Annotated in this window: 3 protein-coding genes; all 3 read right to left on the bottom strand. The window is 35.8% G+C overall.

Going from position 1 to position 4,419, the window contains the following annotated elements; all coding sequences use genetic code 11:
- Positions 1-495 (bottom strand): fasciclin domain-containing protein (locus ACQR30_RS00665; protein WP_429729806.1); only part of this gene is annotated, 495 nt, incomplete at its 3' end.
- A 36-nt stretch (positions 496-531) separates the two neighbouring features.
- The gene (locus tag ACQR30_RS00660; protein WP_429729802.1) at positions 532-2,025 is read right to left on the bottom strand and encodes a RagB/SusD family nutrient uptake outer membrane protein; all 1,494 of its coding nucleotides are present in this window, start codon (positions 2,023-2,025) and stop codon (positions 532-534) included.
- A 32-nt stretch (positions 2,026-2,057) separates the two neighbouring features.
- The coding region (locus tag ACQR30_RS00655; protein ID WP_429729799.1) for a SusC/RagA family TonB-linked outer membrane protein at positions 2,058-4,419 on the bottom strand (2,362 nt) is incomplete at its 5' end.

Genomic DNA, 4,419 nt, shown 5'->3' with positions numbered 1-4,419 from the left:
ATATCCTTTAGAGATATCGATACTGATATAGTCACCGGCTCCCGTACTCGTCGCTTGAGGTCCCTGTGTAAAATCTTCCGCTTTCAAACTAGTCGGTAGAATATGGTAATTCATTATGGCATATATTGCAGAATCGGTAAAATCATCAAGTCCTTTTTTACCTTGAACTGCAAAGAATTTTCTAAATGCATCATTATTTGGCGCAAAGAATGTATAAGGTCCATAAGAATCCAAAGCCGTAGAAAGTTTAAGGGTATCCATGCGGTCATTGGCAGAATCAAATACTATTTTTTTTGCTTTTTCCAATGCAGCAACAGCAAAAGTCATACTTGTATCCTGTTTCAACATATCAAACATCAACATTTGCCTATCTTGGACCTGATAAGAAAGGCTCAAATCTCTTTTACAAGATTGCATACAGGCCACTAGAAGGGCAATAATAAACAACCCCATAATAGCTCGTTTAACACTCCTTTTCTTGAAATAGCTTTTCATAATCTTTATATATTAATATAGATGTAAAATTTTGTTCTAATTACCCGTGCTATAATATGGGTTTTGCTTCAGTTTAGGATTTTTATTTAATTCATCTTGATAAATCGGCATATACCAACTCCTCGGGTCAACAATTCTGCTTTTTATTTGAGCACGAATACCCACATTCCTGGATTGAACCACGTTATTGATCAACAGATCTGCATTTGCATAATTGTCCCTTTTACCTACCCTCACAAGATCAAACCACCTCTTCCCTTCGGTGGCAAGTTCCATTGCTCTCTCCTTTAAAATTAAATTCATTAATAAACCTTTAGGGGTATGTCCATCTAAATAATCATAAATATCTACTGCACCGCGTGCACGGATGGTATCTAAAATATTAAGCGCTTTTTGCCTATCCATAATACTGTCACCGTCGCTAACATTCACTAAAGCTTCGGCTTGAAGCAACATTATACCTGAAAGTCGATAGACAATAAAATTTGGATCATTTGTAGAACGAGATACATTGGTGGAACTAGATGAATTTAAACCGGAATATTTCCAAAAAGAATTTCCAGAGATATAAGTTTTGTTTAACCCCCGAACGCCTGAAACATTATCTTCACCTTCGTCATTTTTAAAATAATCCGTTAATGTCTGACTGGCGGAAAAGTTCCCTACCGTTCCAATCAAGCCATTTGTCTCACCAATGGAGGCGTCATATTCGACTTCAAAAATACTTTCGCCGGAATTTTTTAGACTAAAAATGGTGAACCAGTCATTTCCTGGAACTAGATTATATAATCCTTTATTATCAATTACTTTTTGAGCAGCATCTATAGCCAGAGTATATTTATCACGCCATAAATAAACATCAGCCTGCAATGCATTCACGGCACCCTTAGTAGCTCTTCCGCGAGTTAAAGCATTTGAACTATACTGAATAGGAACATATTTTTCTGCTGTATCAAGATCCTTCTCTACCTGATCCAGGACTGAATCTGCTGATGTTTTAGGGAGGAAGAAATCTACGCGGTCATTACTTGGTGCTTGTAAAACAAGCGGTACGTCTTTAAACGTTCTCACTAAATAAAAATAGGCCAAAGATCTAAGGAATAAGGCCTCGGCTATAATCTGGTTACTCTCTTCTTTTGTAAAATCATTATCGTACTTTAAAATATCTGGAACATTTTCAATAACTGTATTTACCCGTCCAATTAATGTATAAACGACGCTCCAATTTGAAACCGGAAGCGTGTTATCCATATATTCGTAGTAAGGATAAGTGACATTATTATTTCCGTTGGATGTTATCAAATCTCCTCGAAATTCTCCCCAATTTAAAAACTGTGAAGTACATGCTTGTAAGGCGTCATAGCAACTAATAATTGAAGTTTCGGCATCAGACTTAGTTTTAAAAAAATTATCTTTTGTAATTGAATTTTCAGGTGCCTGGTTTAAAAATTTTTTACACCCACTCACAACTGATAATAACAAAATAATGCCTATAATTGGTGCAATCCGTCTATTAATTAAATTATTCATTTTGTTGTCTTTTAAAAGGATAAATTTTTGAATTAGAATCTGATATTACAACCTAAAGTATATCCTTTAGTCTGAGGTGTAAGACCTTGGTCAACCCCTATAAAAGAGGGATCTCCGTTAATAGCAATTTCAGGGTCTGCCCCAGTATATTTTGTCCAGGTATAAAAATTATTCATTGTAAAAAATGCATCGACAGATCTAAATTTCAATTTGTGAACAAATTCTGTTGGCAATCTATAAGTGAAAGTGATAAATTTTAATCTAGCATAAGAACCATCTTCCACCCATCGACTAGAAGCCTGAGAATTTCTATTATCTGAATCAATGGCTCGAGGAATATTGGTTACATCTCCTTGCTTTCTCCAACGACGTAATACTGAAGCGGCTTGGTTATCGGTAGAAGTCATTCTTTCCAGAAAATATTTTAGTCCATTTATTACATCGTTACCATATTGAAATTGAATAAAGAGCTTAATACCGAAACCCTTATAATTAAAATCATTGTTTAGCCCGCCAAAGAACAATGGATTCGCATCCCCAATTTTAACTTTATCCTGATCATCAATAATACCGTCATGATTATAGTCCTCATAAATAGCATCTCCGCCCATTAAAGGCTCACCTGTGGCTGAGCCCAAAAGCATTCTCTTAGGTGTGCCGTTTGTATTATAGACGATATTCCCGTTAGCATCTTTAACCACGGCATCAGCATCTGTTGCATATACGCCTAGGTATTTAAGTCCATAATAAGTTCCCAATGGATCACCTTGCTTAACCTGAGAAGTAAAACCTGCATACGCGTTATTTGAAAAGGTAATGGTCCCGCCAGGCAATGACAGTACTTTATTTTTATTGTGAGCAATATTAAGGTCCACATCCCAGGAAAAACCATTCGGATCTTTAGGACGAAGTATTTCGGCATCTACATCAAGTTCTAAGCCTTTATTGGCGATGTTACCAATATTTGTGTATATGCTTCCATTTATACCACTTGAGGAAGGTAGGGATAGATTATATAAAAGATTTTTATTCTCCTTATTATACCAGTCAAAAACTGCTGTTATCCGATCATCGAATAAACCTAAGTCAAAACCTAGATCTGTACTTTCACTTGTTTCCCAACGAAGGGTATTAAGAGCAGGATTCGTTTGATAAATACCAGACTCTCCCATGTAGTTGGCACCTGAAGTAAATTGGCTTATGTACGCATAATTTGGGATCCCACTATTTCCAAGATCTCCCCAAGTAGCTCTGATTTTAAAGTTAGAGACAGCCTTGAAATGATTTTTCATAAATGACTCGTCTGAAACCCTCCAATAACCTCCGACTGAAGGGAAGTTTCCATATTTATTGGCTCCCCCAAACTTGGATGATCCGTCTCTTCTTATGACAAAATTAAGCCCATAATGGCTATTATAAATTAGGTTAGCCTGAGCAAAAAAGGAAAGTATGTTTTCCGTCTGATCATTAGAATTTAACTGGCCGATACGTGCAGGTCCGCTCAAGGTTTGTATTTGACTGGTAGGATTTGCATACCCTCTTTCAATCAATTGATTAGATTTAAAAGAATTAAATGTATTTCCTAATAAAAATATTGTGTTTAATTTGTTATGATTATTACTATAAGTTAAGAGATTATCTACTACCGTCTGTGACCTTTCATAATCTCTTGTATCTATCCGGTTAAAATTAGCATCGTTCCAAATAAGCCCGGTGGCTTCCGATGGCAAGTATAAAAATCCATCTTCGCCAATAAAATCCAAAGAAGTATTATTCGTAAATGTTAGACCTTTAACAATGTTATAAACTAACCTCATATTAGGTTTCAAATCTGTGCTAAAGGCATCATTAGTAACTGTCTTCGCAAATGCAACAGGATTATTTTTTCCATATTGAATACCATTTTGAGACAAATATCCCGGAAGCGGTTCGCCTGTTTGCAAGTCTACATTATAGACGGGCATGCTAGGGTTCTTAGTTAAAGCCAAATAATATACGTTTCCTGATCCATAATTTGCGTAATTATTCACTTTACTTCTAGTAAAGGCAATATTCGCTGAAAAATGAAGTTTGTCTGAAACCTTATAATCTAAGTTCAAGCGACCGGTAAACCTACCAAATCCCGTATTAATCATTGATCCTTTATTATCCGTGTAAGAAGTACTAAAATTATAGTGTAAGGCGTCCCCGCCTCCATTAACAGAAAGGTTATCTGTTTGTGTTACTCCAGTCTGTCTTAAATAAGATAACCAATCTGTATTCGAATTATAATATTGATAAAATTGATAAGTAGGGTCATTTAACAACGGTTGTACTGAGCCATTGTAGGGATTAATATTTCCACTATTTTGCAAGGCCTCCAATCTCATCACTTTGTATTGCGACCCATTGAGA

Source organism: Arachidicoccus sp. (assembly GCF_050436765.1).
GTDB lineage: Bacteria > Bacteroidota > Bacteroidia > Chitinophagales > Chitinophagaceae > Arachidicoccus.
Note: the sequence above shows the minus strand (reverse complement) of the source record. Positions and strands in the feature narration are given on the sequence as shown.